This window comes from Pseudomonas sp. E45-MNA-CIBAN-0222 (assembly GCF_040310405.1).
GTDB classification, from domain to species: Bacteria; Pseudomonadota; Gammaproteobacteria; order Pseudomonadales; family Pseudomonadaceae; genus Stutzerimonas; species Stutzerimonas stutzeri_AC.
The window spans coordinates 274,025-299,239 of sequence record NZ_JBEOPU010000006.1; the positions used below are offsets into that span (position 1 = coordinate 274,025).

Here is a 25,215-nt window from a genome sequence, read left to right on the forward strand (position 1 = left end):
TTCCCCCGAACACCTAATGGTCGTAACCCTGAAATCCGTCAGCCGTTTCCCGGCTTCGTTTATTTGGATGGCCTGAACTCAAGGATAGTTCGTATTCGGCAAGGTCAAGGCGGGGGAGGGATTTTAAGCGCTGCCGTTCAGCGGGCCAGAGCGCCTAGCCCGCGGTTGGCGGGCAATCGGGAGGAAATAAATTTTTACGCTTGTTCTTCGCCGCGCTCGACATCGGCTGGATAGGTGTGCCTCCAGAGTTCGAAGCCGCCGTCGAGGCTGTAGACGTCCGAAAAGCCCTGATTGACCAGATAGGCTGCCGCGCTCTGGCTGGAGTGACCGTGGTAGCAGGTGACGATCAATGGCTGGTCGAGATCGACCGAGGCGATGAAGTCCGGCAGCGAATGATTATCCAGATGCAGCGAGCCGCTGATGTGACCGTTGGCATAGCTGTGCGGATCGCGAATATCCACGATCACGGTGCCGCTGCTGCGCATGGTCTGAGCCTGTTCCGGCGGGATGCGTTTAAAGTCTGTCATGCGTTTTTACCGTGTTCACATTCGCAGCGATGCATTTCGCCGCTGTCGAGGTTCATCAGGGTCATGGCGTTGCCCCAAACGCAGCCGGTGTCCAGCGCGAAGACGTTTGGCTCGTCGCACTGACCTTCCAATGCGGCCCAGTGGCCGAAGATCAGCTTGACGTTGCGGGTCTTGCGGTTGGCATGGCTGAACCAGGGTGCATAGCCGGCTGGGGCGCTGTCGGCGCCTTCCTTGGCTTCCAGATCGAGGGTGCCGTCGGCTTTGCAGAAACGCATGCGGGTGAGGTAGTTGGTGATCAGGCGCAGCCGCGGTACGCCGTGCAGCTCCTTGTTCCATTTCGATGGTTGATTGCCATACATGCCATCGAGGAACGGCATCAGCAGTGCGTCGTCCTGCAGCGCCTGCTCGACTTCCGTGGCACGTTTGAGCGCTTTTTCCAGTGACCATTGCGGCGGAATGCCGGCATGCACCATGGCGGTGTGGCGCGCTGCGTCGTAATGGATCAGCTTCTGCTGGCGCAGCCAGTCGATCAGTTCGGCACGGTCTGGCGCATCCAGAATAGCCTGCAGCGTATCGGATTTGCGCATGCGCTCGATGTTGTGTGCCACTGCCAAGAGGTGCAGATCATGGTTGCCGAGGACGGTGATCGCGGACGACTCGAGGTCGCGCACGAAGCGCAGCGCCTCCAGCGACTGCGGACCGCGGTTGACCAGATCGCCGGCCAGCCACAGGCAGTCGCGCGAGGGGCTGAAGTCGACGCGCTCCAATAGACAGGTCAGCGGTTCGAGGCAACCTTGCAGGTCGCCGACGGCATAGGTCGTCAATGCAATGCTCCAGGTACGGCCAGGCGGAACGGTGCAATCAGTGCATCGAAACTGTGACCATCTTCGGCCAACATTTCATAGCTGCCTTGCATGCTGCCGACGCAGGTCGCCAGCAGCGTTCCGCTGGTGTAGACATGGTGTTCGCCAGGTGCGATCAGCGGCTGCTCGCCAATGACGCCGGCACCGCGGACTTCCTGCACTTGGCCGTCGCCGTCGGTGATGATCCAGTGCCGCGAAAGCAGCTGCGCTGCAACCTCGCCTTTGTTTTCTAAGGTTACGGTGTAGGCAAAGGCATAGCGGTTTTGTTCCGGCTCGGATTGCGCGGCCAGATAGCGAGGCGTGACGCTGACGTCGATGCGGTAGCGGTTATCGTCGGACATGAGTCTGCTCGCTGGTGAAAGGCAGGATAGGGTGAAGCCCTAGCTGCGCTCTGTCAGTTGATCGGAAAGGCGAACGAAGGCGGCCAGGTCCAGTTGCTCGGGACGCAGGCTGCCGTCCACGTCTGCGGCAGCGATGGCTTCTGCATCCAGCAGGCCTTTGAGGGTGTTGCGCAAGGTCTTGCGACGCTGGTTGAACGCCTCGCGCACTACGCGCTCGAGCTGGCGGTGGTCGCGTGCCGGATGCGGCAGTGTCTCATGTGGCACCAGGCGAACGATCGCCGAATCGACTTTCGGCGCCGGGTTGAACGCGCCCGGCCCGACGTTGAACAGGTGCTCCACGCGGCAGTGATATTGCACCATGATCGAAAGACGGCCCCAGTCACCGCCACCTGGCGTAGCCGCAAGGCGCTCAACCACTTCCTTCTGCAGCATGAAGTGCATGTCGCGGATCAGATGCGCGTGGTCGAGCAGGTGAAAGATCAGCGGGGTGGAGATGTTGTACGGCAGGTTGCCGACGATGCGCAGGCTGTTCGGCTCCTCACTCAGGCGGCCGAAGTCGAACTTCAGTGCGTCGCCCTGGTGCAGATTGAAGTTATCGCGCCCGGCGAATTTGCCCTGCAGGATGGGGATCAGGTCGAGGTCGAGCTCGACGACATCCAGATGCGCACCGCTGTCGAGCAGCCCTTCGGTGAGTGCCCCCTGCCCGGGACCGATCTCCACCAGTCGCTCACCCGACTTGGCATGAATTGCCCGCAGGATGCGGTGAATGACGCCAGCGTCGTGCAGGAAGTTCTGGCCAAAGCGCTTGCGCGCGCGGTGCTGATAATCGGACATCGGGGCTCCAGGGAGCAGCTTGAAGCCTGAAGCTCAAAGCTGAGAAACGGATAAGACACATATTTTAGCAGGCGAGGGCGGCCAGAAGATCGTTCAAGCTGCGTGCGGTGCCGGCTAGCTCTGGCTGCCGACCATCTGGTAGGCCGTTTCCAGCGCGACTTGCAGGCTGCCGGTGTCGATCCTGCCGCTGCCGGCGAGATCCAGCGCGGTGCCGTGATCCACCGACGTGCGAACGATCGGCAGGCCCAGGGTCACGTTGACGGCAGCACCGAAGCCCTTGTACTTGAGCACCGGCAGGCCCTGGTCGTGGTACATCGCCAGCACCGCGTCGCAGTGCTCGAGATGTTTTGTCGTGAAAAGGGTATCCGCCGGCAGCGGACCGGTAAGGTCGAGGCCTTCGTCACGGAGCCTGACCAGCACGGGTTCGATGATCTCGATTTCTTCGCGACCCAGGTGGCCACCTTCGCCGGCATGCGGGTTCAGGCCGCAGACCAGAATGCGCGGACGGGTAATACCGAACTTGCTGACCAGATCGTGGTGCAGGATCCGCGCAACCCGCTCCAGACGCTCCGGGGTGATCGCCGCTGCGACATCCTTGAGCGGCAGGTGAGTGGTCACCAGCGCGACACGCAGGCCGCGTGTGGCAAGCATCATCACCACCTGCTCGGTGCGGGTCAGCTCGGCGAGAAACTCCGTATGGCCGGAAAAGGGGATGCCGGCCTCGTTGATCACGCCCTTGTGTACGGGCGCGGTGATCATGCCGGCGAAGCTGCCGTCGAGGCACCCTGTCCCGGCTCGCGTCAGCGTTTCCAGTACGTAGTGGCCGTTGCGCGCATCTAGCTGACCCGCGATCACCGGTGCATCCAGCGGAGTATCCCAGACGTACAGACAGTTGGCCGGCGCCGGTTGGCTTGGCCAGCCATGAGGCCCGACGTCCCGCAGCTCAATCGTCAGTCCCAGTTGCGAGGCGCGTTCTGCCAGCAGTGAACGGCTGGCGATGGCTACCAGGATCTGAGGCTGGGCCTCGCGAGCCAGCAGCAGGCAGAGGTCAGGGCCGATGCCGGCCGGTTCACCGGGGGTGAGAACGAAGGGGCGGGGAGCGGTCATCAGGCTTCTCTCTGCATGGCGTGTGGCGTTCAACCGCCTGAAATGAAAATGGGGTGGCGACCCTTCGGCCATCACCCCGCGTTCCTGTTGCTTGTCGGTGCAGCGTGCAGCTTAGAGCTTGATCTCGACGTAGGCTTCGTCGCGGATCTGGCGTAACCACGCCTGCAGCTCTTCATCGTACTTGCGGTTGCGCAGCAAGCTCAGCGCCTGTTGCTCGCGGAACTGCTCACTGGCGTCGGTGGCACGGCGGCCGAGCACCTCGAGGATGTGCCAGCCGTAGGGCGACTTGAACACCGGAGAGAGCTCGCCACTCGCCGTGTTGGCCATCACTTCGCGGAACTCGGGTACCAGCGACGCCGGATCGATCCAGTTCAGGTCGCCACCGTTGAGCGCCGAACCCGGATCTTCGGAGAAGCTCTTGGCCAGCTGGGCAAAGTCTTCGCCTGCACTGATGCGGTCGCGCAGGCGCTGTACCAGTAGGCGTGCTTCGTCTTCGCTACGGATCGCACTCGGCTTGATCAGGATGTGGCGGACATGCACCTCATCCCGTACCTGCGTCTCGCCGCCACGCTTGTCCAGCAGCTTGAGCATGATGAAGCCTGGCGGCGTGCGTACCGGCTGAGTTACTTCGCCGACCGACAGCTCGCGCACTTCCGTATCGAACGGAGGTGGCAGCTGAGCCGCCTTGCGCCAGCCCATGTCGCCACCTTCCAGTGCGTTCTCGCTGCCAGAGCGAGACACGGCGAGGCGTGCGAAGTCAGCGCCTTGCTGCAGCTGCTGGTAGGTCTCCATCGCGGTACGTTCGGCAGCCTGGATGGTTGCCGAATCAGCCGCTTCTGGAACAGGGATGAGGATATTGGCCAGGTGGTATTCCTCGGACAGCTGCAGCTTGCCGAGGTCGGACGCCAGGAAGTTCTGCACTTCCTGGTTGGACACCTGAATGCGTTCGGCCACACGGCGCTGACGCACGCGGCTGATAACCATCTCGCGGCGAATCTGCTCGCGGGCGCTCTCCAGGCTCAGGCCATCACGCGACAATGTTTCCCGAAACTGATCGAGCGACATGTTGTTGCGCTGGGCAATGGTGCCCATGGCCTGATTGAGCTCTTCATCGGCGATGCGAATGCCGGAGCGCTCACCGATCTGCAGCTGCAGGTTCTCGGTGATGAGGCGTTCCAGAACCTGCTGCTGCAATACATCCATCGGCGGCGCGTCGGCGCCACGTTTTTCGATGGTCTGCTGGACTTCACGCATCCGCTGCTGCAGCTGGCTCTGCATGATGACGTCGTTATCGACGATTGCCACCACGCGGTCCAAAGGTTGTACCTGAGCGAGGGCCGCAGGCGCTAGAGTCGCACCGCTCAGCAGCAGAGCGCCGAGCGCGAGCGGGCGCAGTACTTCAGAAAGCTTGATCTTCACGTTCACGGTAGCCTTGGATGCCTTCGTCGAGGAAAGTTTCGGTCGCATTGCCGACTACGCCGCCGAGTCCCTTGAGCACGATCTGCAGGAAGATCCCGCGGTCCGGCTCGTCGTTGCGGTCGGGGTTGAGGCTGGTCTCGTCGTAGTCGACCCAATAGCGATTGATCAGGCGCAGCTTCCAGCAGCAGCTGTCGTACTCGAAGCCACCGAAGGCTTCCAGCGTGCGGCTGCGGCTGTAGTCGTGCTGCCAGCGGGCGATGACGCTCCATTGCGGGACCACCGGCCAGATGACGGAGAAGTCATGCTGGTTGATCTTGTAGTAGTCCTTGATGTACTCCGGCGAGTCCGGCGTGCCGTAATCGCCGCCGTAGGTCCACTCGCCGGTCGCTTGGTCGAAGCGCATGGTGTCGTTGCGATAGCGATAGCCGAGGTTAATGATCTTGCCCGGGTTTTCTTCCGGTTGGTAATGCCACATGGCACTGCCTGAGCGTGTGCTGTGGCTGTCCGGATCCCAGTTAAAGGTCGAGGTGAAGCGCCAGTCGCGGTTGTAGCGGTACATGTACTCCAGCGCATACGGCGATACGTCCGAGGTCGCATTGGAGCGTGTGCGGTAATCGATACCACGCAACTGCACCTTGCGGTCCTCGAAGTAGAACGCCTGGCCGATGCTGAAGCGCTGGCGCTCGAAGCCGTTGGGCTCGACCCAGCGGCTGGTTACGCCGAGCGAGACCTGATTGGCGTCGCCAATGCGATCCTTGCCGGAGAAACGGTTGTCGCGCCACAGCGAGGAATAGCTGAAGCTGCTTTCGCCCGTATCGAAAATCGGAATGTCGTCCTGATCTTCTTCCGGTACGTAGAGATAGAACATGCGCGGCTCAAGGGTCTGCCGGTAGTCCTTGCCGAACCACTGCGTGTCGCGATCGAAGTACAAGCCGCTGTCGACACTAAGGATCGGGACGCTGCGGTTCTGGCTGCTATCAAACGACTCATAGTCGGCCAAGGTGCTCTGGCCGCGTCCATCCAGATCGAGATCGTACTGGGTGTAGGCGTACTTCAGCGAGGGATTGAGGAAGCCCCACGACCAGTTAAGCGGCAGGCTGACACCGGGCTCCAGATGCAGGCGCTCGCCCTCGGTACGGGTCAGGCCCTGTAGGCGATCGTCGTACCACTGCTCCGGGTTGCCATCCTCGTTAATGAAATTGCCGTTACGCAAGCTGCGTTGGAAGCTTACGAATTCAGTCTTGTAGGCGAAGTTCAGGCCGCCCGGCTGGAACGGCAGACGTCCGTCCAGGGTCAGCTGTGGCAGGCGCTCATAAGGCGTGATGTCGGCGACGGTGGCGCGCTCATAGGCGTGCACGTTCAGGCGTGCGGTATAGGTGTCGCCGCGGTAAGTAAGCGTGCCGCGCTGATCAAGATGATCCGGGCGGTCGATGCTCAGATTGGTATCCAGATCCTGGAAATAGTACGGGTCGCTGATATCGGTGTAGTCGACCTCGGCGAGCCAACGCGAATCCAGGCCGGTACGGTTCTGCCAGCTATACATCCAGCGCTGGTCTTCGTACTCGGACTGCAGTTTGCGATCATCGTTGCTGTCGTCCAGATACGCAGCGCCGAACTGACCTTCGCTGCTGCGCGTCAGGTAGCGGAACTCGCCCTCCATCAGCAGGCCGCGGTCGGTCATCAGGTGCGGGTACAGCGTGGCGTCGAAGTTCGGCGCCAGGTTGAAATAGTATGGCGTCTGCACGGAGAAGCCGTTGTCGCTGGAGGTACCAATGCTCGGCGCCAGGAAGCCCGACTGGCGGCGGTCATCAATGGGGAAGTGGATATAGGGGGTGTAGAACACCGGAATATCCTTGACCCGCAGTGTGACGTTGGTCGCCGAGCCGAAGCCGGTGGCCGGGTTCAGCGTGACGTTGTTACCGCGAAGGTGCCAAGTGTTCTCGCCCGGCTCACAGCTCGTGTACGTCCCATCCTTGAGGCGGATGATCGCAGTCTCTTCGCGCTTGGCGTATTGCGCGCTGCCACGAATCTTGCCGGAGTGGACAACGTACTCGGCGTTCTCGACCTTGGCTTCACCACTGTCGAGAAAGATCTCTGCGCGGTCACCGACCAGCAGCGCATCGCGGTCGCGGAAACGGACATTGCCGGTCAGCTCGCCGCGATTCTCCAGCTGGTGCAGGTTGGCTTCGTCTGCTTCGACCTGGATGCTGCCCTGGCGCAGAACAACCTCACCAGCCAGGGTGGCAATCTCCTGTTCCTGCTCGTAGCGGGTTGCCTTGGCCGACACATAAGTCGGCGCTTCGCTCATCGGCGTCGTGTCGAACTTGCCGGGCCGGTCGGGCTCGACATAAGTACCGGCGCAATAGGGACCGGTTTCGGCTAGCTGAGCCGGGGTTAGCTGCTCGCGCGGAACCCAGTCGAGGTGACTGTAATCAGCGCTACGCGAAGCTAGGGCGCGGCCCTTGCTCTCGGTGACCAGCTTGGTGCTGGCTGTCGGCTGCTGCTGGGCCCTGGCGGTCGTCGATTTCTCGGTGCTCGCCGTGCTTACGGCACTGCCGCTGTGCACTGGGCGCGGCGGTAGGGTCGGGCTGGCCGCATTGGACGCGCAATTCCAGCCGCCCGAGGCATCGGGCTGGCAGGCGAATTGTTCGGCTGCGAAGACAAAAGGTACAGCTACCGGTTGCAATGCAAGCAGACCGCCAGTAACCAGTAGAGGGAATTTTTTACGAAACGCGGGGTATTTGACTGCCATCTTGTTTTTTGGTCCGTGCTTGCGGCGAGCCATCGGCCGGCTGGGCCGCACGCCTCTCGATGGGCTGAGAAAGATGCAGGATAATAAAGCATGACCCGCCTATCGGCTAGCGCCGTGGAGACCCCCTGGATGCCGCATCAAGATCAACGCCTGCTGGACCTTAGCGCCTGGCTGGAGCAACAACTGCCTGAACTCTTCGCACGCTGCGGCTGGGGCGATGTGCCAGCCGCCGAGCTCACGGCTGCCAGCAGCGATGCCAGCTTTCGGCGTTATTTTCGCTGGCAAGGGGGGAAGCGCAGTCTGATCGTGATGGATGCACCGCCGCCACAGGAAGACTGCCGGCCTTTCGTCAAGGTCGCTCAGATGCTGGATGACGCCGGCGTGCATGTACCGCAGATACTGGCGTCTGATCTAGAACGCGGCTTCCTGCTGCTGCCTGATCTGGGCCGTCAGACTTATCTGGATGTCATCGATCAGAGCAATGCCGAGCAGCTATTCGATGATGCTGTGGAGGCCTTGCTGAAATTCCAGCTGCAGCCGGTGACACAGCCGATGCCGGCCTATGATGAAGCCTTGCTGCGCCGTGAACTGCAGCTGTTCCCCGACTGGTACGTGCAGCGCCATCTCGGCCATACGTTCACTGAAGCGCAGCAGGCTGCCTGGGAGCGTATCTGTCGGCAGCTGATCGACTCGGCGCTGGCGCAGCCGCGGGTGCTGGTACATCGCGACTACATGCCGCGCAATCTGATGATCAGTGAGCCCAACCCTGGCGTGCTGGATTTCCAGGACGCGGTGCTAGGCCCGGTCAGCTACGACATCACCTCGTTGTTCAAGGATGCCTTTCTCAGCTGGCCCGAAGCGCAGGTGCGAGCCTGGCTGGAAGGCTACTGGCACAAGGCGCGTGCCGCCGGCGTCGCGCTGCCCGAGTCACTCGAAGAGTTCCTGCGTGCCAGTGACCTGATGGGGCTGCAGCGCCACCTGAAGGTGATCGGCATCTTCGCGCGAATCTGCCATCGCGACGGCAAGCCACGTTATCTGACCGACGTGCCGCGCTTCTTCGCTTATATCGAGGCCGTGCTCATGCGCAGGCCGGAGCTGGACGAGTTGCAGCAGCTGCTGGCTGAACTGCCGCGGGAGTCGCAAGCATGAAGGCGATGATTCTGGCCGCCGGCAAGGGCGAGCGGCTGCGCCCGCTGACGCTGCACACGCCCAAACCCTTGGTTCGCGCCGCCGGCGTGCCGCTGATCGAGTACCACGTTCGTGCGCTGGCCGCCGCGGGTTTCGAGGAACTGGTGATCAACCACGCCTGGCTCGGCCAGCAGATCGAAGACTATCTGGGCGACGGCAGCCGTTTCGGCGTGATCATTCGCTATTCGGCAGAGGGCGAACCTCTGGAAACCGGCGGCGGGATTCACCGGGCGTTGGGGCTGCTCGGCGATGAGCCGTTCCTGGTGGTCAACGGCGATATCTGGACCGACTACGATTTTGCCCAGCTGAGACGACCGCTTCAGGGGCTCGCGCATCTGGTGCTGGTGAACAATCCGTCGCACCACCCCCAGGGCGATTTCAGCCTTGTCGGATCGGCTGTCACGGAGCCTGCGGTCAATGGCGACGCGCTGACGTACAGTGGCATCTCCGTCTTGCATCCTGAGCTGTTCGAAGGCTGCCAACCGGGTGCGTTCAAACTGGCGCCTTTGCTGCGCGGCGCCATGGCAGATGGGCAGGTGTCCGGCGAGTGCTTTGGCGGGGCCTGGATCGACGTGGGAACCCACGAGCGCCTGGCGGAAGTCGAGCAACTACTGGAGGCGCGACGCTGACATGTTCTGGCCCATCACGCTGTTGGGGCTGCTGATCGGCTGGTTGCTGGCCAGCATTCCGGGGGCATTGCTCGGCGGTCTGCTGGGTCAGGTGCTGGATCGGCGTCTGGGGCTCGATTCGTGGGCCAGCCTGCGTAAGCGCCTGGCCGGCACGCCCGTTCTGCAAGGCAACGAATTACTCTTCTTGTTGCTGGGCCGTCTGGCCAAGAGTGGCGGACGAGTGACCCCTGCCCATATCCAGGCCGCCCGCGACGAAATGCGCCGACAGGGGCTCGATGCCGTGGCGCAGCGGCAAGCCATCGCTGCGTTCAATCGTGGCAAGGCCAGCGGTGACGGCCTGCGCGACACCTTGCAGCGCCTGCGAGGCCAGCGCGAAGAGAGTCGTCGTTTGATCCAGGCTTGCTGGCGCATGGCGCGCGCGCAGGGGCAAATCGGCGCTCGCGAACATGAGCTGGTGCTGCTCTGGGGCAAGTGGTTGGGTTGGAATGCAGCCGAGGTGGCGGCGCTAGATCCAGGCGTTACTCGGCGCAAGGAGGCGCCCGCCGGGCGTGGAGGTGCCTACGAACAGGCATTGCAGCTGCTTGGCGTGCATCAGGATACCGACCCGCAGTTGATCAAGCGTGCTTATCGGCGTTTGCTGAGCAAGCACCATCCGGACAAGCAGGCGGGGGCAGGCGCAAATGCAGCTCAGGTTCGCGATGCCACTGAGCGGACCCGCGAACTGCAAAGCGCCTACGCACTGATACGCGAACGCCGTGGTTTTCGCTGATGTGTACCTACCGTGCTGGCTTGCGGTCCAGCCAGCCACGTACGCGGCGCACCAGTTGTTCCTGCGCGCCGAAGCGGTCGTTCTCGACTGCGGGCAGCGCCACCTGGCGGTAGTCGGGATGATCTGCGCGTCGCGCAGCGTTGCGCCGTTGTAGCGCCTGCTCTTGGGCGGGCCGGCGAGTGCTGGTATAGAAATCACCGACGCCGATCTTCAGCGCTGCGATATAAGTCTCTATTGGCTGATCGGGCCGTGATGGTGCGCGCGGATCAATCACGATCAACTGGCCGACTTCCTTGGGCTGAAGCTGCGTCAGGTACTGACTTGCCCAGTAGGCACCGGTGCCATGGCCGACCATAACGATCATCGGTGCCTGCAGCGTGCGCGCATGCTCGATGGCAGCATCCAGGCGCGCCAGCATGCGCTCGGCATCAGTTGGCGACGGCATGTCCTGCTCGTCTTGCGTAGGCGGCGTTGATTCGTCGTTGTCGGCGCCTGCCGTCTGCTCAGGCAAGTAGCCCGCCGAAGTCGTTTGCGCGGCGGCCGGCTGGGCATCGGTGGCGTCAGGCTCAGCGTCTACCACCGATTCGGGCTTTTCTTCTGCAGTTGGGGTTTCTGCCGCTGGCGGGCGCGGGCCTGGGCTCAACGCCGGATCGGTGGGCGTCAGGCTCAGGGTATGCCAGCCATGTTCGGGGAGGCCGCGCCGTAGCGGGCCGATTGCGCGTGGCCAATCGGCGGTTTCGCCTTCGCTTGGTACGATGACGAGCACGCCGCGGGCCTTTGGTGTGTTCGCCGGCTGCCAGAGCGCGAGGAACCTGTCCTCGTCGCCCAGTTGCAGCTGGGCGGCGGCTTCGAGCTGCCGTTGCAGCCCTTCGGCCAGCGCCTCGCTACGAGTTTGTGGCGATGGTCGTGGCGTTGCTGCTGGCTCGTCCGTCGGTGCTTCCTGAGCCGCCTCCGGTTCCTGCGCCGCCGCCATGTACGGCACGCCGCCGCCAAGCGCGACGCCGAACAAAAGCACTAGGGCAGGCAAGCGACGCATGGATTGTCTCCGCTATGGGGGTCGGCACCACGCTGGCGCCGGCAGGGGTTATGCATTACAACAGCGTGTCGGCACGCCCATCAATTGCGTGAATATATGCTCGCCTTAACCCTGCGTTTCCTTCTTGTCCTTGGACTGGTGCTGCCTTTAGCGGCCAATGCCGTGACGCTCGACGGCGACAACCGCGCCTGGCTGGAGCAGCATCCGGAGTGGCGTGTGGGGGTGGTGATGGGCGCGCCTTATGCCGAGTATGACCAGCGCCAGCGGCGCCTGTCAGGCTTTCATGTGCAGCTGATGGAGCATCTGGCGGACGATCTCGGCGTGCGCCTGCAATGGCGCCGCTTCAGTGACGAGGCTGCGCTGGAGAAGGCCGCCCGCGAAGGCCTGATCGATGTGGCGCCGGGCCTGCGCCAGACGCCGGCCGGCCTACGTCTGTGGCATTACAGCGATCCCTTCCTGCGCATTCCGCGCTTGCTGGTAGGAGACCGTGGCGGTCCGCGCGCCATCGATTTGGAGTACCTGCACCCGAGCGAACTGGTTTCCGCCGTCGGGCCGGGACCGATCACCGAGTTCCTCGCCAGCAACTATCCCAATATCACCGTGCTGACCGCGACCAGTCAGACCGATGCGCTGCGTCAGGTGCTGGAGGCCAAGGCCAGCTATGCCGTGATCGACGAGCCGGTGTTCGCGCGGCTGTCGCAGCAGGTGGAGTACGACTCGCTGGCGGTGGTTGGTGATCTGGGCAACCCGCAGCTTCTGCGAATCGCATCGCGGCGTGACAGCCCCGAACTCGCTGCCGTGCTCGATACGGCCTTGCGGCAATTTCCGGCGCGGGAATTCAGTCAGTTGCAGGAGCAGTGGCTCAAGACCCGCAGCATCGACCTGGGCCGTGAGGTCAGCTACTGGCGCAGTCTCAGCCTGCTGCTCGGCGTCCTGCTCCTGGCCTGCCTGCTGATGCTGGCCTGGCAGCGCCGCCAGCACGGCCTGCTGGAAAGTCGGCTGAAGACCGCCCGCCGCGACATCGAGCTGCGCGAGGCGGCCGAGGAAGCACAGCGACTGACCCAGTTCTGTCTCGATCACAGCACCGTCGGCATCCTCTGGCTCAACTGGGACAGCCGCGTGCGCTACGCCAACCAGGCCGCCGAGGTGCTGCTCGGGCATGCCTCCGGGGGGTTGCTCGATCAGCCGCTGGAGACCTTCGACCCGGCGTTGGGCATGGATGCCTGGCTCGCGCGCTGGCGCGCCGCGCGCACCGGCGAAGACGACCGCCAGGTGCACGAATGCGAATGGCTGCGCGCCGACGGCCAGCGCTTTCCGGCGGCGGTCACCTACAGCTTTCTGCGCTTCGGCAGTCGTGAATATCTGGTGGTCTTCCTTGCCGACATCACCGAGCGGCGTCGCGCCAGCGCCCAGCTGCAGGAGAGCGAGGCGCGTCTCAAGGCCATGGCCGGCAACGTGCCGGGGCTGGTGTTCCGCCTGGAGCGCGACGGGCCGCAGGCGCCGGTTCGGGTCGCCTATATCAGCGAAGCCAGCCAGCGTTTGGTGGGCTATTCCGCCGAGCGCCTGTTGCAGCCGGGGCAGGGCATCCGCAGCCTGGTGCACGCCGACGACGAGGCTGGCTACTGGGCCAGTCAGCAGCTGGCACTGGAGAAAAGCCAGGACTGGCGCTGGCAGGGGCGCATTCTCAATCGCGATGGCGAGGTGCGCTGGGCCGATATCCGCGCCTCCGTGCGCGGCCAGCCGGATGGCCGCCAGGTCTGGGACGGCATCGTCTGGGATATCACCGACAACAAGCGCATCGAGCTGGAGCTGGATGCCTCGCGCGCGCAATTGCGCGAGCTGGCCGCGCACCTGGAGACGGTGCGCGAGGAGGAGAAGGCGCACATCGCCCGCGAGGTGCACGACGAGCTGGGGCAGGTGCTCACCGTACTCAAGCTCGAGACCTCGATGTGCGAGCTGGGCTTCGCCGACCTCGATCCGGCCCTGGCGCAGCGGCTGGAAAGCATGAAGCGGCTGATCGCCCAGCTGTTCCAGCGGGTGCGCGATGTCGCCACCGCGCTGCGCCCGCCGATTCTCGATGCCGGCATTGCCTCGGCCGTGGAATGGCAGGCGCGGCGCTTCGAAGAGCGCAGCGGCGTGGCCTGTCTGGTCGAGGTGCCGGAATGCCCCCCACTGCTGGGCAACGCCAAGGCCATCGGCCTGTTCCGCATTCTTCAGGAGTCGCTGACCAACGTGATGCGACACGCTCAGGCGCAGACGGTCAGTGTGCAGTTGCTGCTGGAAGGCAACATGCTCTGCCTGCGCGTCAGCGACGATGGTTGCGGTTTTCCGCTCGCCGCGCGCGGCGCCGGTAGTTCGTTCGGCCTGGTCGGCATGCGCGAGCGGGTGCAGATGCTCGGCGGGCAACTGATAATCGACAGCCAGCCCGGCGAGGGCGCCACCATCACGGCGCGGGTTCCACTGGACCCGCTGCCGCTTCCATCAGCCGCAAGCAATGGAGCATTGCCGTCATGATCAGGGTCATGGTCGCCGAGGATCACACCATCGTCCGTGAGGGCATCAAGCAGCTGATCGGCATGGCGCGTGACATGCAGGTGGTCGGCGAGGCTGCCAACGGCCAGCAGTTGCTCGACCAACTGCGGCAGATCAGTTGCGATGTGGTGCTGCTCGACATCTCCATGCCCGGCGTCAACGGCCTCGAGGCGATTCCGCGGATTCGCGCGCTCACCCAGCCGTCGGCGGTGCTGGTGCTGTCGATGCACGACGAAGCACAGATGGCGGCGCGGGCGCTGAAGATCGGCGCAGCCGGCTACGCGACCAAGGACAGCGAGCCGGCGCTGCTGCTCACCGCCCTGCGCAAGGTGGCCGGTGGCGGCCGCTACATCGATCCGGCGCTGGCCGACCGCATGGTCTTCGAGGTTGGCCTGACCGATTCGCGGCCGCCCCATGCGCTGCTGTCCGAACGCGAATACTCGGTGTTCGAACGGCTGGTGCAGGGCGATTCGGTAAACGACATCGCCGGCAAGCTGGCGCTGAGCAGCAAGACCATCAGCACCCACAAGGCCCGCCTGATGCAGAAGCTGGCCGCGCATTCGGTGGCTGATCTGGTGCGCTACGCCATGGAGCACAAGCTGGTCTGAACTCCCTCCCGCGGACCTGTCTGTAGGGCGTTCCCTACACGCGACTCTCCTGCACGCCTAGGGCAATCGCTCCGCTGTACCGATTTTTCCGCCGCCGCTGCGCTTCTACGCTGTGGCCACGGTTCAACGGTTCAACGGTTACGCAGGTGCAGCAGCATGGTCGAGTCAACGACGAACGATATCCTGGTGAGCTTTCGCGGCATCCAGAAGAGCTATGACGGTGAGTCGCTGATCGTCAGGGATCTGAATCTGGACATCCGCCGCGGTGAATTCCTCACCCTGCTCGGGCCGTCCGGCTCGGGCAAAACCACCAGCCTGATGATGCTGGCCGGCTTCGAGACGCCCACCGCGGGGGAAATACTCCTCGATGGCCGGGCGATCAACAACGTGCCGCCGCACAAGCGCGACATGGGCATGGTGTTCCAGAACTACGCGCTGTTCCCGCACATGACCGTGTCGGAAAACCTGGCGTTTCCGCTCAGCGTGCGCGGCATGGCCAAGCCGGACATCAAGGAGCGGGTCAAGCGCGCCCTGGCGATGGTCCAGCTGGAGGGCTTTCGCAACCGCTATCCGGCGCAGCTCTCCGGCGGCCAGCAACAGCGCGTGGCACTGGCCCGGGCGCTGGTGTTCGAACCGCAGCTGGTGCTGATGGACGAACCCCTGGGCGCACTGGATAAGCAGTTGCGCGAGCAGATGCAGATGGAGATCAAGCACCTGCACGAGCGCCTCGGCGTCACCGTGGTGTACGTCACCCACGATCAGGGCGAGGCGCTGACCATGTCCGATCGGGTGGCGGTGTTCCATCAGGGCCAGATCCAGCAGATCGAAGACCCGCGCACCCTGTACGAAAAGCCGGTGAACACCTTCGTCGCCAACTTCCTTGGCGAGAACAACCGCCTGCCGGCGCATCTGCTCGACCGTCGTGGCGATAGCTGCACGGTCAAGCTCGGCCGCGGCGAAACCGTCGAGGCGCTGGCCGTCAACGTCGGCGCGACGGGGTCGCCGGTCAGCCTGTCGATCCGCCCGGAGCGGGTGCTGCTTAACGGCGCCAGTGCCAACTGCCCGAACCGCTTCACCGGGCGCGTTGCCGAGTTCATCTACCTGGGCGACCACATCCGCATCCGCCTCGAGGTCTGCGGGGTCAACGACTTCTTCGTCAAACAGCCGATCGCCGAGTTCGACAGCGCCCTGCGCGTCGGCGACGTGGTCCCGATCGGCTGGCATGTCGAGCACGTTCGTGCGCTCGACCCGCTGCAGGCGGCCTGAGGCTATGCCTGGAAAAACCTACACAACTGCATCAAGGAGCGAACTGGTATGAGCAACTACCTGAAACTGTCCGCGCTGGCGCTCGGACTCGTCTGTGCCGGGCACGCCGCTGCCGAGAGCCTCACCGCGGTGAGCTTTGGCGGCGCCAACAAGCAGGCCCAAGTCAAGGCCTTCTATCAGCCTTGGGAAGCCGCCGGTCACGGCCGCATCGTCGCCGGCGAATACAACGGCGAAATGGCCAAGGTCAAGGCGATGGTCGACACCAACAGCGTGTCGTGGAACCTGGTGGAAGTGGAGTCGCCGGAACTGTCCCGCGGCTGCGACGAAGGGCTGTTCGAGGAGCTTGACCGGGGAATCGTCGGCAACCCGGACGATTTCGTCGAAGGTGCGATCCAGCCCTGCGGCGTGGGCTTCTTCGTCTGGTCGACCGTGCTGGCCTACAACGCCGACAAGCTGAAAAGCGCACCGGCCAGCTGGGCTGATTTCTGGGATACCGAGAAATTCCCCGGCAAGCGCGGCCTGCGCAAGGGCGCCAAGTACACCCTTGAGTTCGCACTAATGGCCGACGGTGTCCCGGTCAAGGACGTCTACAAGGTGCTGGCGACCAAGGACGGACAGAACCGCGCCTTCAGAAAGCTCGATCAGCTCAAGCCGAACATCCAGTGGTGGGAAGCCGGCGCGCAGCCGCCGCAGTTTCTCGCTTCCGGCGACGTGGTGATGAGCAGCGCCTACAACGGCCGCATCGCCGCCGTGCAGAACGAGAGCAACCTGCAGATCGTCTGGAGTGGCGGCATCTATGACTTCGACTCCTGGGCTATTCCCAAGGGCGCGAAGAGCCAGGAGCAGGCACGCAAGTTCATCGCCTTCACCGTCGAGCCGCAGCAGCAGAAGGCTTATTCCGAGAACATCGCCTACGGCCCGGCGAACACCCAGGCCGTGTCGTTGCTGGATGAAAAGCGCCTGGCGCAGATGCCCACCGCGCCGGAGAACATCGCCGACCAGGTGGCGATGGACGTGACCTTCTGGGCCGACTACGGCGAGCAACTCGAACAGCGCTTCAACGCCTGGGCAGCACGCTGACCTGAGCGCTCCGCCGCATTGGCGGGGCCGGTCCCAGCTATCGGAACGAATCGCGGAGTCTTCATGGCCACAGCAATATCCCTGCCGGCGAACGAGATCGCCGAGCCCAATCTGAAACAGCGACTGGCACGGGCCGAACGGGTGAACAAGCTCAAGTCGCAGGCGCTGATCCTGCCGCTGCTGCTGTTCGTGCTGCTGACCTTCCTGATACCCATCGCCTCGCTGCTCTGGCGCAGCGTCGAGAACCCCGAGGTGGTGAACACGCTGCCGCGCACGCTGGCGGCGCTGGCCGCATGGGATGGTCGCGGACTGCCGGCCGAGCCCGCCTACCAGGCGTTGGCCGAGGACCTCTATCAGGCGCGCCGCGAGCAAACCCTGGGCGATCTGTCCAAGCGGCTGAACATGGAGCTGGCCGGCTACCGCAGCCTGCTGACCAAGACCGCGCGGGCGCTGCCGTTCCGCGAGACGCCCGCGTCGTATCAGGAGGCACTGGAGTCGCTCGACGAGCGCTGGGGCGATCCGGCGTTCTGGCAGATCATCCAGCGTAACGACAGTGCGGTGACCGGTTACTACCTGCTGGCGGCGCTGGATCACCGCATCGACGAGCTGGGCGAACTGGCCAAGGTCTCCCCGGATCAGGCAGTGTACCTGGACATCTTTGCCCGTACCTTCTGGATGGGCCTGGTGATCACGGTGATCTGCCTGCTGCTGGCCTATCCGCTGGCCTATCTCTTGGCCAACCTGCCGGCGCGGCAGAGCAACCTGCTGATGATCCTGGTGCTGCTGCCGTTCTGGACCTCGATTCTGGTGCGCGTGGCGGCGTGGATCGTGCTGCTGCAGTCTGGCGGGTTGATCAACGGTGCGCTGCTCAAGATGGGCCTGATCGAAGAGCCGCTGCAGCTGGTGTTCAACCGCACCGGCGTGTACATCGCCATGGTGCATATCCTGCTGCCGTTCATGATCCTGCCGATCTACAGCGTGATGAAGAACATCTCGCCGAGTTATATGCGTGCGGCGGTGTCACTAGGCTGTCACCCGTTCGCCAGCTTCTGGCGGGTGTACTTCCCGCAGACGCTGGCCGGTGTCGGTGCCGGCAGCCTGTTGGTCTTCATCATCTCCATCGGCTACTACATCACCCCGGCGCTGCTCGGCAGCCCGAACGACCAGATGGTCAGCTACTTCGTCGCTTTCTACACCAACACCACCATCAACTGGGGCATGGCCACGGCGCTGGGCGGCCTGCTGCTGCTCGCCACCATGCTGCTGTACGTCATCTACAGCTGGCTGGTCGGTGCCAGCCGCCTGCGGCTGGGTTGAGATGACGCACGTCGCGGCGCGGCCGCCTTTTCAGAGTCTTCATGCCGGGCAGGAGAACCTTTCATGCTGAGCCCCTACATGTCACCCGTCGAACGGGCCTGGTACTACGCGCTGCGCATCCTCTGCGCGCTGGTGCTGCTGTTTCTGATCGTGCCGGTGCTGGTGATCGTGCCGCTGTCGTTCAACTCCGGCTCGTTCCTGGTCTATCCGCTGCAGGGCTTCTCGCTGCGCTGGTACGAGGCGCTGTTCACCTCGGCGGACTGGATGCGCTCGCTGAAGAACAGCATGCTCATCGCCCCGGCGGCGACCTTGCTCGCCGTGGTCCTTGGCACCCTGGCGGCGGTCGGCCTGACCCGCGCGGAATTTCGCGGCAAGGCGCTGCTGATGACGATACTGATCTCGCCGATGGTGGTGCCGGTGGTGATCATCGGTGTGGCCAGCTACCTGTTCTTCGCACCGCTGGGCATGGGCAACAGCTACCTGTCGCTGATCCTGGTGCACGCGGTGCTCGGCGTGCCCTTCGTGATCATCACGGTGTCGGCGACGCTGCAGGGCTTCAACTACAACCTGGTGCGCGCCGCGGCGAGCCTCGGTGCCTCGCCGCTGACGGCGTTCTTCCGGGTGACCCTGCCGCTGATCGCGCCGGGGGTGATTTCCGGCGCGCTGTTCGCCTTCGCCACCTCGTTCGATGAGGTGGTGGTGACGCTGTTCCTCGCCGGCCCCGAGCAGATCACCCTGCCGCGGCAGATGTTCAGCGGCATCCGCGAAAACCTCAGCCCGACCATCGCCGCCGCGGCGACCCTGCTGATCGGCTTCTCCATCGCTCTGCTGCTGACCCTGGAGTGGCTGCGTGGCCGCGCCGAGAAGCTGCGCACTCAACAACCTGCCTGACGGAATACGCACATGACTCTGCAACTTGGGCAACCCGATCTGTTGCGCCAAACGGCCTATCTCAATGGTGAATGGTGCGAGGCCGACAGTGGCGCGCGCACCGAGATCTTCAACCCGGCCACCGGCGAGCTGATCGGCGCCGTGCCGAACATGGGCCGTGGTGAAACCCGTCGCGCCATCGAAGCCGCGCAGGCAGCCCAGCCGGCCTGGCGCGCGCTGACTGCGAAGGAGCGTGCCGCGCGCCTGCGGCGCTGGTACGAGCTGATGCTGGAGAATCAGGAAGACCTGGCGCGGATCATGACCGCCGAACAGGGCAAGCCGCTGGCCGAGGCACGCGGCGAAGTGGCCTACGCCGCATCCTTTCTCGAATGGTTCGCCGAGGAAGGCAAGCGCCTGTACGGCGACGTGATCCCGGCCCACGCGGGCGACAAGCGCATCCTGGTGCAGAAGGAGCCGGTCGGCGTCACCGCGGCGATCACGCCGTGGAATTTCCCCAGCGCGATGATCACCCGCAAGGCCGGCCCGGCCCTCGCCGCGGGCTGTGCCATGGTGCTCAAGCCGGCACCGCAGACACCGTTCTCGGCGCTGGCACTGGCCGCACTGGCCGAGCGTGCGGGCATCCCGGCGGGGCTGTTCAGCGTGATCACCGCCGATGCCGCCATGTCCCGCGAAGTGGGCGGGGAGCTCTGTGAAAACCCGGTGGTGCGCAAGCTCTCGTTCACCGGATCGACGGCGGTGGGCATCAAGCTGATGCAGCAGTGCGCGCCGACGCTGAAGAAGCTCTCGCTGGAGCTGGGCGGCAACGCACCCTTTATCGTCTTCGATGACGCCGATCTGGATGCGGCGGTGGAAGGCGCGATGATTTCCAAGTATCGCAACGCCGGGCAGACCTGCGTCTGTGCCAACCGCATCTACGTGCAGGACGGTATCTACGACGCCTTCGTCGACAAGCTTTCCGTTGCGGTGGCGCGGCTGAAGGTTGGCAACGGTGCGGAGGAGGGCGTCACCACTGGTCCGCTGATCGATGCCGCGGCCGTAGCCAAGGTCCAGCGCCATCTGCAGGACGCGCTGGGCAGGGGAGCTACTTTGCTGGCCGGAGGCAAACCGCATGCGCTGGGCGGCAACTTCTTCGAGCCGACGCTGGTGGGCGGTGTCACGTCCGAGATGGCTGTGGCGCGCGAGGAAACCTTCGGGCCGCTGGCGCCGCTGTTTCGCTTCAGCGACGAGGCTGAGGTGATCCGCCAGGCCAACGACACCGAGTTCGGCCTCGCCGCCTATTTCTACGCCCGCGACCTGAGCCGGGTGTTCCGTGTCGCCGAGGCGCTGGAGTACGGCATGGTCGGCATCAACACCGGGGTGATTTCCACCGAGGTGGCGCCGTTCGGCGGGATGAAGGCATCGGGCCTCGGCCGTGAAGGCTCGAAGTACGGCCTGGATGAATACGTGGAAATCAAATACCTGTGCCTGGGCGGCATCTGATCAAGCGGCCCAAATCAGGCGTGCAAAATAATGCACGGAGTTTTACTGTAATCCGAACGCTCTGGATGGCGCGGCAGTCGATCATCGTATGCTGCCGCGCCCGTTTCCTGGCGTTCTTTCCGACCCGTGCCGACGATGAGCGGCTACCGAGGAGCTTATGAGCAAGACCAATGAATCCCTGATGCAACGCCGTGTCGCCGCCGTCCCCCGTGGCGTCGGCCAGATCCACCCGATCTTTGCCGACCACGCCAAGAACAGCAGCGTAGTCGACGTCGAAGGCCGCGAGTTCATCGATTTCGCCGGTGGCATCGCCGTGCTGAATACCGGCCACCTGCACCCGAAGATCGTCAAGGCGGTGGAAGAGCAGCTGCACAAGCTCACCCATACCTGCTTCCAGGTGCTGGCCTACGAGCCCTATGTCGAGCTGTGCGAGAAGATCAATGCGCGGGTGCCGGGTGATTTCGCCAAGAAGACCCTGCTGGTCACCACCGGCTCCGAGGCCGTGGAAAACGCGGTGAAGATCGCCCGCGCCGCCACCGGCCGTGCCGGCGTGATCGCCTTCACCGGCGCCTATCATGGCCGCACCATGATGACGCTTGGCCTGACCGGCAAGGTCGCGCCTTATTCGGCGGGCATGGGCCTGATGCCCGGCGGCATCTTCCGTGCGCTGTATCCCTGCGCGATTCATGGCGTCAGCGTCGATGACTCGATCGCCAGCATCGAGCGCATCTTCAAGAACGACGCCGAGCCACGCGACATCGCGGCGATCATCATCGAGCCGGTGCAGGGCGAGGGCGGTTTCAACGTCGCACCGAAGGACTTCATGGCTCGCCTGCGCGCACTGTGTGACGAACACGGCATCCTGCTGATAGCCGACGAGGTGCAGACCGGTGCCGGGCGCACCGGCACCTTCTTCGCCATGGAGCAGATGGGCGTGGTCGCCGACCTGACCACCTTCGCCAAGTCTGTTGGCGGTGGTTTCCCGATTGCCGGCGTGTGTGGCAAAGCCGAGATCATGGATGCCATCGCCCCTGGCGGGCTGGGCGGCACCTACGCAGGCAATCCTCTTTCTTGCGCAGCCGCCCTGGCGGTATTGGAAGTCTTCGAGGAAGAGAATCTGCTCGACCGCTGCAAGGCGGTAGCCGAGAGGCTGACCACGGGCCTCAAGGCAATCCAGGCCAAGCACAAGGAGATCGGCGAGGTGCGCGGCCTCGGCGCGATGATCGCCATCGAGCTATTCGAAGACGGTGATCATGCGCGACCGGCTGCCGCCCTTACGTCGCAGATCGTTGCCCGTGCGCGGGACAAGGGGCTGATCTTGCTGTCCTGTGGCACCTACTACAACGTGCTGAGGGTGTTGGTGCCGCTGACTGCCGAAGACAAACTGCTCGACCGTGGTCTGGCGATCATCGGCGAGTGCTTCGATGAGCTGACCTGATCCCTAGCGGCTCGCCGGCATCCGCAATGGATGTCAGGCGCGCCGCAACCCTGACCCTCGGGTACAATGCGCGGCATCTTGCCGTGCTACCCGAGGTCGTCATGCAGCCGTTCGCCATCGCCCCTTCGATTCTTTCCGCCAACTTCGCCCGTCTGGGCGAGGAAGTGGACAACGTGCTGGCCGCCGGCGCCGACATCGTCCATTTCGATGTGATGGACAACCACTACGTGCCCAATCTGACCATCGGCCCGATGGTCTGCTCTGCACTGCGCAAGCACGGCGTGACCGCGCCCATCGACGTGCACCTGATGGTCAAGCCGGTGGATCGCATGATCGGCGACTTCCTCGAAGCCGGCGCCAGCTACATCACCTTCCACCCGGAAGCCTCCGAGCACATCGATCGCTCGCTGCAGCTGATCAAGGACGGCGGCGCCAAGGCCGGTCTGGTGTTCAACCCGGCCACGCCGCTGGACGTGCTCAAGTACGTGATGGACAAGGTCGACATGGTCCTGCTGATGAGCGTCAACCCTGGTTTCGGCGGGCAGAAGTTCATTCCCAACACACTGGACAAGCTGCGCGAAGCGCGTGCGCTGATCGACGCCAGCGGTCGCGAGATTCGTCTGGAGATCGACGGCGGTGTGAATCCGAAGAATATCCGCGAAATCGCTGCGGCGGGCGCCGATACCTTCGTTGCCGGCTCGGCGATCTTCAATCAGCCGGATTACAAAGCCGTGATCGACCAGATGCGCGCCGAGCTGGCGCTGGCCCGCCCATGACTCGCCTGGAGCAACTGTTCGACGGCACGCTGCCACGGCTGGTGATGTTCGATCTGGATGGCACCCTGATGGACTCGGTACCGGACCTGGCCGCCGCAGTGGACAAGATGCTGATGCTGCTCGGTCGCGAGCCCTCCGGCATCGAGCGGGTACGCGACTGGGTCGGCAATGGCTCGCGCGTGCTGGTGCGTCGCGCATTGGCCGGGCAGCTGGACCATGACGGTGTAAGCGACGAGTTGGCCGACGAGGCGCTGGCGCTGTTCATGCAGGCCTACGCTGGCGGCCACGAGCTGACCGCTGTCTATCCGGGCGTTCGTGAATGTCTGGACTGGCTGCGCGAGCGTGAGGTGAAGCTCGCGATCATCACCAACAAGCCGGCGCAGTTCATCGAACCGCTGCTGGAGGAAAAGGGGCTGGCCGGTTACTTCGATTGGCTGGTCGGCGGCGATACCTTGCCGCAGCAGAAACCCGATCCGGCGGCGCTGTTCTGGGTGATGGACAAGGCGGGCGTTGCGCCCGGCGAATCGCTGTTCGTTGGTGACTCGCGCAACGACGTACGGGCTGCCAAGGCCGCGACAGTACGCTGTGCCGCGCTTACCTACGGCTACAACCACGGCGAGCCCATCGCTGATGAGCATCCGGCTTTGGTGCTCGACGACCTGCGTGAGCTGGTTGCTTCGGCTCCGGGGCTGCGCTAGTGTGGCCGGACTCTTTTTGACCCACCGAAGAGATCAGCTCGTGGTGCTCACCCGCAGACAATGGATGAAAGTCATCAAGGCCCTGGCCCGTTGGCGCTGGCGCGCCTGACTTTCCCTGCCGGCCAGGCCGGCGCGTTTGCCGTTGTTCGTTCGAACCCTCCTCAGACCACGAGGCTGACATGACCCGCGAAGAATTCCTGCGTTTGGCCGCCGAAGGCCATAACCGCATCCCCCTGTCGTTCGAAACCCTTGCCGACTTCGACACCCCGTTGTCGCTATACCTGAAACTGGCCGATGCGCCGAACTCCTATCTGCTTGAATCCGTTCAGGGCGGCGAGAAGTGGGGGCGTTACTCAATCATCGGTCTGCCGTGCCGCACCGTGCTGCGCGTGCGGGATCACCGCATCAGCGTGACCACCGATGGCATCGAGACCGAGGCCTGTGAGGTCGAGGACCCGCTGGCCTTCGTCGAATCCTTCCAGCAGCGCTACCGCGTCGCGCCGGTCGAAGGCCTGCCGCGCTTCAACGGCGGGCTGGTCGGCTATTTCGGCTACGACAGCGTGCGCTATGTCGAGCGCAAACTTGGCAATTGCCCCAACCCGGATCCGCTGGGCACACCGGATATCTTGCTGATGGTTTCCGACGCCGTGGTGGTATTCGACAACCTCGCCGGCAAGCTGCACTGCATCGTGCTGGTCGACCCGTCGCAGCCGGACGCCTACGAGGCGGGCCAGGCTCGCTTGCAGGCGCTGCGGGCGAAGCTGCGCCAGTCGATCACGCCGCGCCTGGGCCTGGATTTCGAAAAGAGCAACGGCGCCGAACCGACCTTCCGCTCCAGCTTCAGCCGCGAGGATTACGAGCAGGCGGTCAACCGCATCAAGGACTACATCCTCGCCGGCGACTGCATGCAGGTAGTGATTTCCCAGCGCATGTCGATCCCGTTCAAGGCCGCACCCATCGATCTGTACCGCGCGCTGCGTTGCTTCAACCCGACGCCCTACATGTACTTCTTCAACTTCGGTGACTTCCACGTGGTGGGGTCGTCGCCAGAAGTGCTGGTGCGGGTCGAGGAAGGCCTGGTCACGGTCCGCCCCATCGCCGGCACGCGTCCACGCGGTGCCAACGAAGAAGCTGATCTGGCGTTGGAGCAGGACCTGCTCAGCGATGCCAAGGAGCTTGCCGAACACCTGATGCTGATCGACCTGGGGCGCAACGACGTCGGTCGTGTCGCCGAGACCGGCACGGTGCGGCTTACCGAGAAGATGGTCATCGAGCGCTATTCGAATGTCATGCACATCGTTTCCAACGTCACCGGCCAGCTCAAGGCGCCATTGACGGCGATGGACGCGCTGCGCGCGATCCTGCCGGCCGGCACGCTCTCAGGTGCACCGAAGATTCGCGCCATGGAAATCATCGACGAACTCGAGCCAGTCAAGCGTGGCGTTTACGGCGGCGCGGTCGGCTACCTCGCCTGGAACGGCAACATGGATACCGCCATCGCAATTCGTACCGCGGTGATCAAGGACGGCGAGCTGCACGTGCAGGCCGGTGCCGGCATCGTCGCCGACTCGCAGCCGGCACTCGAATGGGAAGAGACCCTGAACAAGCGCCGCGCCATGTTCCGTGCGGTGGCCCTGGCCGAACGCGACCAGCAGGAGAACTGAT

General features: G+C 64.0%; 22 protein-coding genes. 14 read left to right on the forward strand and 8 right to left on the reverse strand.

All coding sequences use genetic code 11. The features are described from left to right. Positions 1-194: 194 nt before the first annotated feature. From glpE to AAEZ08_RS11695, 7 genes are all read right to left on the reverse strand, one after another. Positions 195-527 (reverse strand): thiosulfate sulfurtransferase GlpE, encoded by a 333-nt coding sequence (gene glpE, locus AAEZ08_RS11665; protein WP_003283520.1) that lies wholly within the window; start codon positions 525-527, stop codon positions 195-197. Further along, a complete protein-coding gene (locus tag AAEZ08_RS11670) occupies positions 524-1,351 on the reverse strand; it encodes a symmetrical bis(5'-nucleosyl)-tetraphosphatase (protein ID WP_482695343.1) in 828 nt (275 codons plus the stop codon). Before AAEZ08_RS11670 ends, glpE begins: the two co-directional genes overlap by 4 nt. Beyond that, positions 1,348-1,731, reverse strand: coding sequence for a Co2+/Mg2+ efflux facilitator ApaG/CorD (apaG, locus tag AAEZ08_RS11675; protein ID WP_500124318.1), 384 nt, complete (start codon positions 1,729-1,731; stop codon positions 1,348-1,350). The genes AAEZ08_RS11670 and apaG overlap by 4 nt, the downstream gene beginning before the upstream one ends. Positions 1,732-1,770: 39 nt before the next feature. Beyond that, complete coding sequence (gene rsmA, locus AAEZ08_RS11680) at positions 1,771-2,565, reverse strand: 16S rRNA (adenine(1518)-N(6)/adenine(1519)-N(6))-dimethyltransferase RsmA (protein WP_500124319.1); 795 nt, start codon at positions 2,563-2,565, stop codon at positions 1,771-1,773. Between the two features lie 114 nt (positions 2,566-2,679). Beyond that, entirely contained in the window at positions 2,680-3,672 is a 993-nt protein-coding gene (gene pdxA / locus AAEZ08_RS11685) for a 4-hydroxythreonine-4-phosphate dehydrogenase PdxA (RefSeq protein ID WP_500124320.1), read from the reverse strand. A gap of 111 nt (positions 3,673-3,783) precedes the next feature. After that, the gene (locus tag AAEZ08_RS11690) at positions 3,784-5,091 is read right to left on the reverse strand and encodes a peptidylprolyl isomerase (RefSeq protein WP_500124321.1); all 1,308 of its coding nucleotides are present in this window, start codon (positions 5,089-5,091) and stop codon (positions 3,784-3,786) included. Continuing rightward, a complete protein-coding gene (locus AAEZ08_RS11695) occupies positions 5,072-7,843 on the reverse strand; it encodes an LPS-assembly protein LptD (RefSeq protein ID WP_500124322.1) in 2,772 nt (923 codons plus the stop codon). Before AAEZ08_RS11695 ends, AAEZ08_RS11690 begins: the two co-directional genes overlap by 20 nt. A gap of 129 nt (positions 7,844-7,972) precedes the next feature. Between AAEZ08_RS11695 and AAEZ08_RS11700 the strand changes: the two genes are divergently transcribed. Genes AAEZ08_RS11700 through AAEZ08_RS11710 form a run of 3 tightly spaced genes read left to right on the forward strand, consistent with a single transcriptional unit; the run spans position 7,973 to position 10,429 of the window. Further along, entirely contained in the window at positions 7,973-8,992 is a 1,020-nt protein-coding gene (locus AAEZ08_RS11700) for an aminoglycoside phosphotransferase family protein (RefSeq protein ID WP_500124347.1), read from the forward strand. Further along, positions 8,989-9,660 (forward strand): N-acetylmuramate alpha-1-phosphate uridylyltransferase MurU, encoded by a 672-nt coding sequence (gene murU, locus AAEZ08_RS11705; protein ID WP_058063693.1) that lies wholly within the window; start codon positions 8,989-8,991, stop codon positions 9,658-9,660. The genes AAEZ08_RS11700 and murU overlap by 4 nt, the downstream gene beginning before the upstream one ends. Position 9,661: 1 nt before the next feature. Further along, positions 9,662-10,429, forward strand: a complete 768-nt coding sequence (locus AAEZ08_RS11710; RefSeq protein ID WP_500124323.1) for a TerB family tellurite resistance protein — start codon at positions 9,662-9,664, stop codon at positions 10,427-10,429. Positions 10,430-10,436: 7 nt separating this feature from the next. Here the strand turns inward: AAEZ08_RS11710 and AAEZ08_RS11715 are convergent, their stop codons facing one another. Further along, complete coding sequence (locus tag AAEZ08_RS11715) at positions 10,437-11,465, reverse strand: alpha/beta hydrolase family protein (protein ID WP_500124324.1); 1,029 nt, start codon at positions 11,463-11,465, stop codon at positions 10,437-10,439. Positions 11,466-11,561: 96 nt separating this feature from the next. Here AAEZ08_RS11715 and AAEZ08_RS11720 point away from each other — a divergent pair, with 96 nt between their 5' ends. The 11 genes from AAEZ08_RS11720 to trpE all read left to right on the forward strand — a co-directional run bounded on the left by AAEZ08_RS11720 (position 11,562) and on the right by trpE (position 25,214). Then, positions 11,562-13,979 carry a PAS domain-containing sensor histidine kinase gene (locus AAEZ08_RS11720; RefSeq protein ID WP_500124325.1) on the forward strand — a complete coding sequence of 806 codons (2,418 nt, stop codon included), beginning with the start codon at positions 11,562-11,564 and terminating at the stop codon, positions 13,977-13,979. Beyond that, positions 13,976-14,605, forward strand: coding sequence for a response regulator (locus tag AAEZ08_RS11725; protein ID WP_500124327.1), 630 nt, complete (start codon positions 13,976-13,978; stop codon positions 14,603-14,605). The genes AAEZ08_RS11720 and AAEZ08_RS11725 overlap by 4 nt, the downstream gene beginning before the upstream one ends. Positions 14,606-14,761: 156 nt before the next feature. Beyond that, positions 14,762-15,871, forward strand: a complete 1,110-nt coding sequence (locus AAEZ08_RS11730; protein WP_500124328.1) for an ABC transporter ATP-binding protein — start codon at positions 14,762-14,764, stop codon at positions 15,869-15,871. 48 nt (positions 15,872-15,919) lie between these two features. Continuing rightward, positions 15,920-16,951 carry an ABC transporter substrate-binding protein gene (locus tag AAEZ08_RS11735; RefSeq protein ID WP_500124329.1) on the forward strand — a complete coding sequence of 344 codons (1,032 nt, stop codon included), beginning with the start codon at positions 15,920-15,922 and terminating at the stop codon, positions 16,949-16,951. Between the two features lie 63 nt (positions 16,952-17,014). After that, complete coding sequence (locus tag AAEZ08_RS11740; protein WP_500124330.1) at positions 17,015-18,268, forward strand: ABC transporter permease; 1,254 nt, start codon at positions 17,015-17,017, stop codon at positions 18,266-18,268. Between the two features lie 63 nt (positions 18,269-18,331). Beyond that, positions 18,332-19,159, forward strand: coding sequence for an ABC transporter permease (locus AAEZ08_RS11745; protein WP_500124331.1), 828 nt, complete (start codon positions 18,332-18,334; stop codon positions 19,157-19,159). Between the two features lie 12 nt (positions 19,160-19,171). Continuing rightward, positions 19,172-20,638 (forward strand): NADP-dependent succinate-semialdehyde dehydrogenase, encoded by a 1,467-nt coding sequence (gene gabD / locus AAEZ08_RS11750; RefSeq protein ID WP_500124332.1) that lies wholly within the window; start codon positions 19,172-19,174, stop codon positions 20,636-20,638. Positions 20,639-20,795: 157 nt separating this feature from the next. Then, the gene (gene gabT, locus AAEZ08_RS11755) at positions 20,796-22,076 is read left to right on the forward strand and encodes a 4-aminobutyrate--2-oxoglutarate transaminase (RefSeq protein WP_500124333.1); all 1,281 of its coding nucleotides are present in this window, start codon (positions 20,796-20,798) and stop codon (positions 22,074-22,076) included. 101 nt (positions 22,077-22,177) lie between these two features. Beyond that, the gene (gene rpe / locus AAEZ08_RS11760) at positions 22,178-22,852 is read left to right on the forward strand and encodes a ribulose-phosphate 3-epimerase (RefSeq protein WP_015278319.1); all 675 of its coding nucleotides are present in this window, start codon (positions 22,178-22,180) and stop codon (positions 22,850-22,852) included. Beyond that, on the forward strand, positions 22,849-23,550 hold the full coding sequence (locus tag AAEZ08_RS11765; RefSeq protein ID WP_500124334.1) for a phosphoglycolate phosphatase: 702 nt from the start codon (positions 22,849-22,851) through the stop codon (positions 23,548-23,550). Before rpe ends, AAEZ08_RS11765 begins: the two co-directional genes overlap by 4 nt. 179 nt (positions 23,551-23,729) lie before the next feature. Then, complete coding sequence (gene trpE / locus AAEZ08_RS11770; protein ID WP_278400254.1) at positions 23,730-25,214, forward strand: anthranilate synthase component I; 1,485 nt, start codon at positions 23,730-23,732, stop codon at positions 25,212-25,214. Position 25,215 lies beyond the last annotated feature (1 nt).

Coding starts and splice junctions, on each gene's coding strand:
- AAEZ08_RS11720 (WP_500124325.1), top strand. CDS start 11,562: ATGCTCGCCTTAACCCTGCGTTTCCTTCTTGTCCTTGGACTGGTGCTG.
- rsmA (WP_500124319.1), bottom strand. CDS start 2,565: ATGTCCGATTATCAGCACCGCGCGCGCAAGCGCTTTGGCCAGAACTTC.
- murU (WP_058063693.1), top strand. CDS start 8,989: ATGAAGGCGATGATTCTGGCCGCCGGCAAGGGCGAGCGGCTGCGCCCG.
- gabT (WP_500124333.1), top strand. CDS start 20,796: ATGAGCAAGACCAATGAATCCCTGATGCAACGCCGTGTCGCCGCCGTC.
- AAEZ08_RS11730 (WP_500124328.1), top strand. CDS start 14,762: ATGGTCGAGTCAACGACGAACGATATCCTGGTGAGCTTTCGCGGCATC.
- AAEZ08_RS11740 (WP_500124330.1), top strand. CDS start 17,015: ATGGCCACAGCAATATCCCTGCCGGCGAACGAGATCGCCGAGCCCAAT.
- pdxA (WP_500124320.1), bottom strand. CDS start 3,672: ATGACCGCTCCCCGCCCCTTCGTTCTCACCCCCGGTGAACCGGCCGGC.
- trpE (WP_278400254.1), top strand. CDS start 23,730: ATGACCCGCGAAGAATTCCTGCGTTTGGCCGCCGAAGGCCATAACCGC.
- AAEZ08_RS11695 (WP_500124322.1), bottom strand. CDS start 7,843: ATGGCAGTCAAATACCCCGCGTTTCGTAAAAAATTCCCTCTACTGGTT.
- AAEZ08_RS11735 (WP_500124329.1), top strand. CDS start 15,920: ATGAGCAACTACCTGAAACTGTCCGCGCTGGCGCTCGGACTCGTCTGT.
- AAEZ08_RS11725 (WP_500124327.1), top strand. CDS start 13,976: ATGATCAGGGTCATGGTCGCCGAGGATCACACCATCGTCCGTGAGGGC.
- gabD (WP_500124332.1), top strand. CDS start 19,172: ATGACTCTGCAACTTGGGCAACCCGATCTGTTGCGCCAAACGGCCTAT.
- AAEZ08_RS11700 (WP_500124347.1), top strand. CDS start 7,973: ATGCCGCATCAAGATCAACGCCTGCTGGACCTTAGCGCCTGGCTGGAG.
- AAEZ08_RS11745 (WP_500124331.1), top strand. CDS start 18,332: ATGCTGAGCCCCTACATGTCACCCGTCGAACGGGCCTGGTACTACGCG.
- AAEZ08_RS11765 (WP_500124334.1), top strand. CDS start 22,849: ATGACTCGCCTGGAGCAACTGTTCGACGGCACGCTGCCACGGCTGGTG.
- glpE (WP_003283520.1), bottom strand. CDS start 527: ATGACAGACTTTAAACGCATCCCGCCGGAACAGGCTCAGACCATGCGC.
- AAEZ08_RS11710 (WP_500124323.1), top strand. CDS start 9,662: ATGTTCTGGCCCATCACGCTGTTGGGGCTGCTGATCGGCTGGTTGCTG.
- rpe (WP_015278319.1), top strand. CDS start 22,178: ATGCAGCCGTTCGCCATCGCCCCTTCGATTCTTTCCGCCAACTTCGCC.
- apaG (WP_500124318.1), bottom strand. CDS start 1,731: ATGTCCGACGATAACCGCTACCGCATCGACGTCAGCGTCACGCCTCGC.
- AAEZ08_RS11715 (WP_500124324.1), bottom strand. CDS start 11,465: ATGCGTCGCTTGCCTGCCCTAGTGCTTTTGTTCGGCGTCGCGCTTGGC.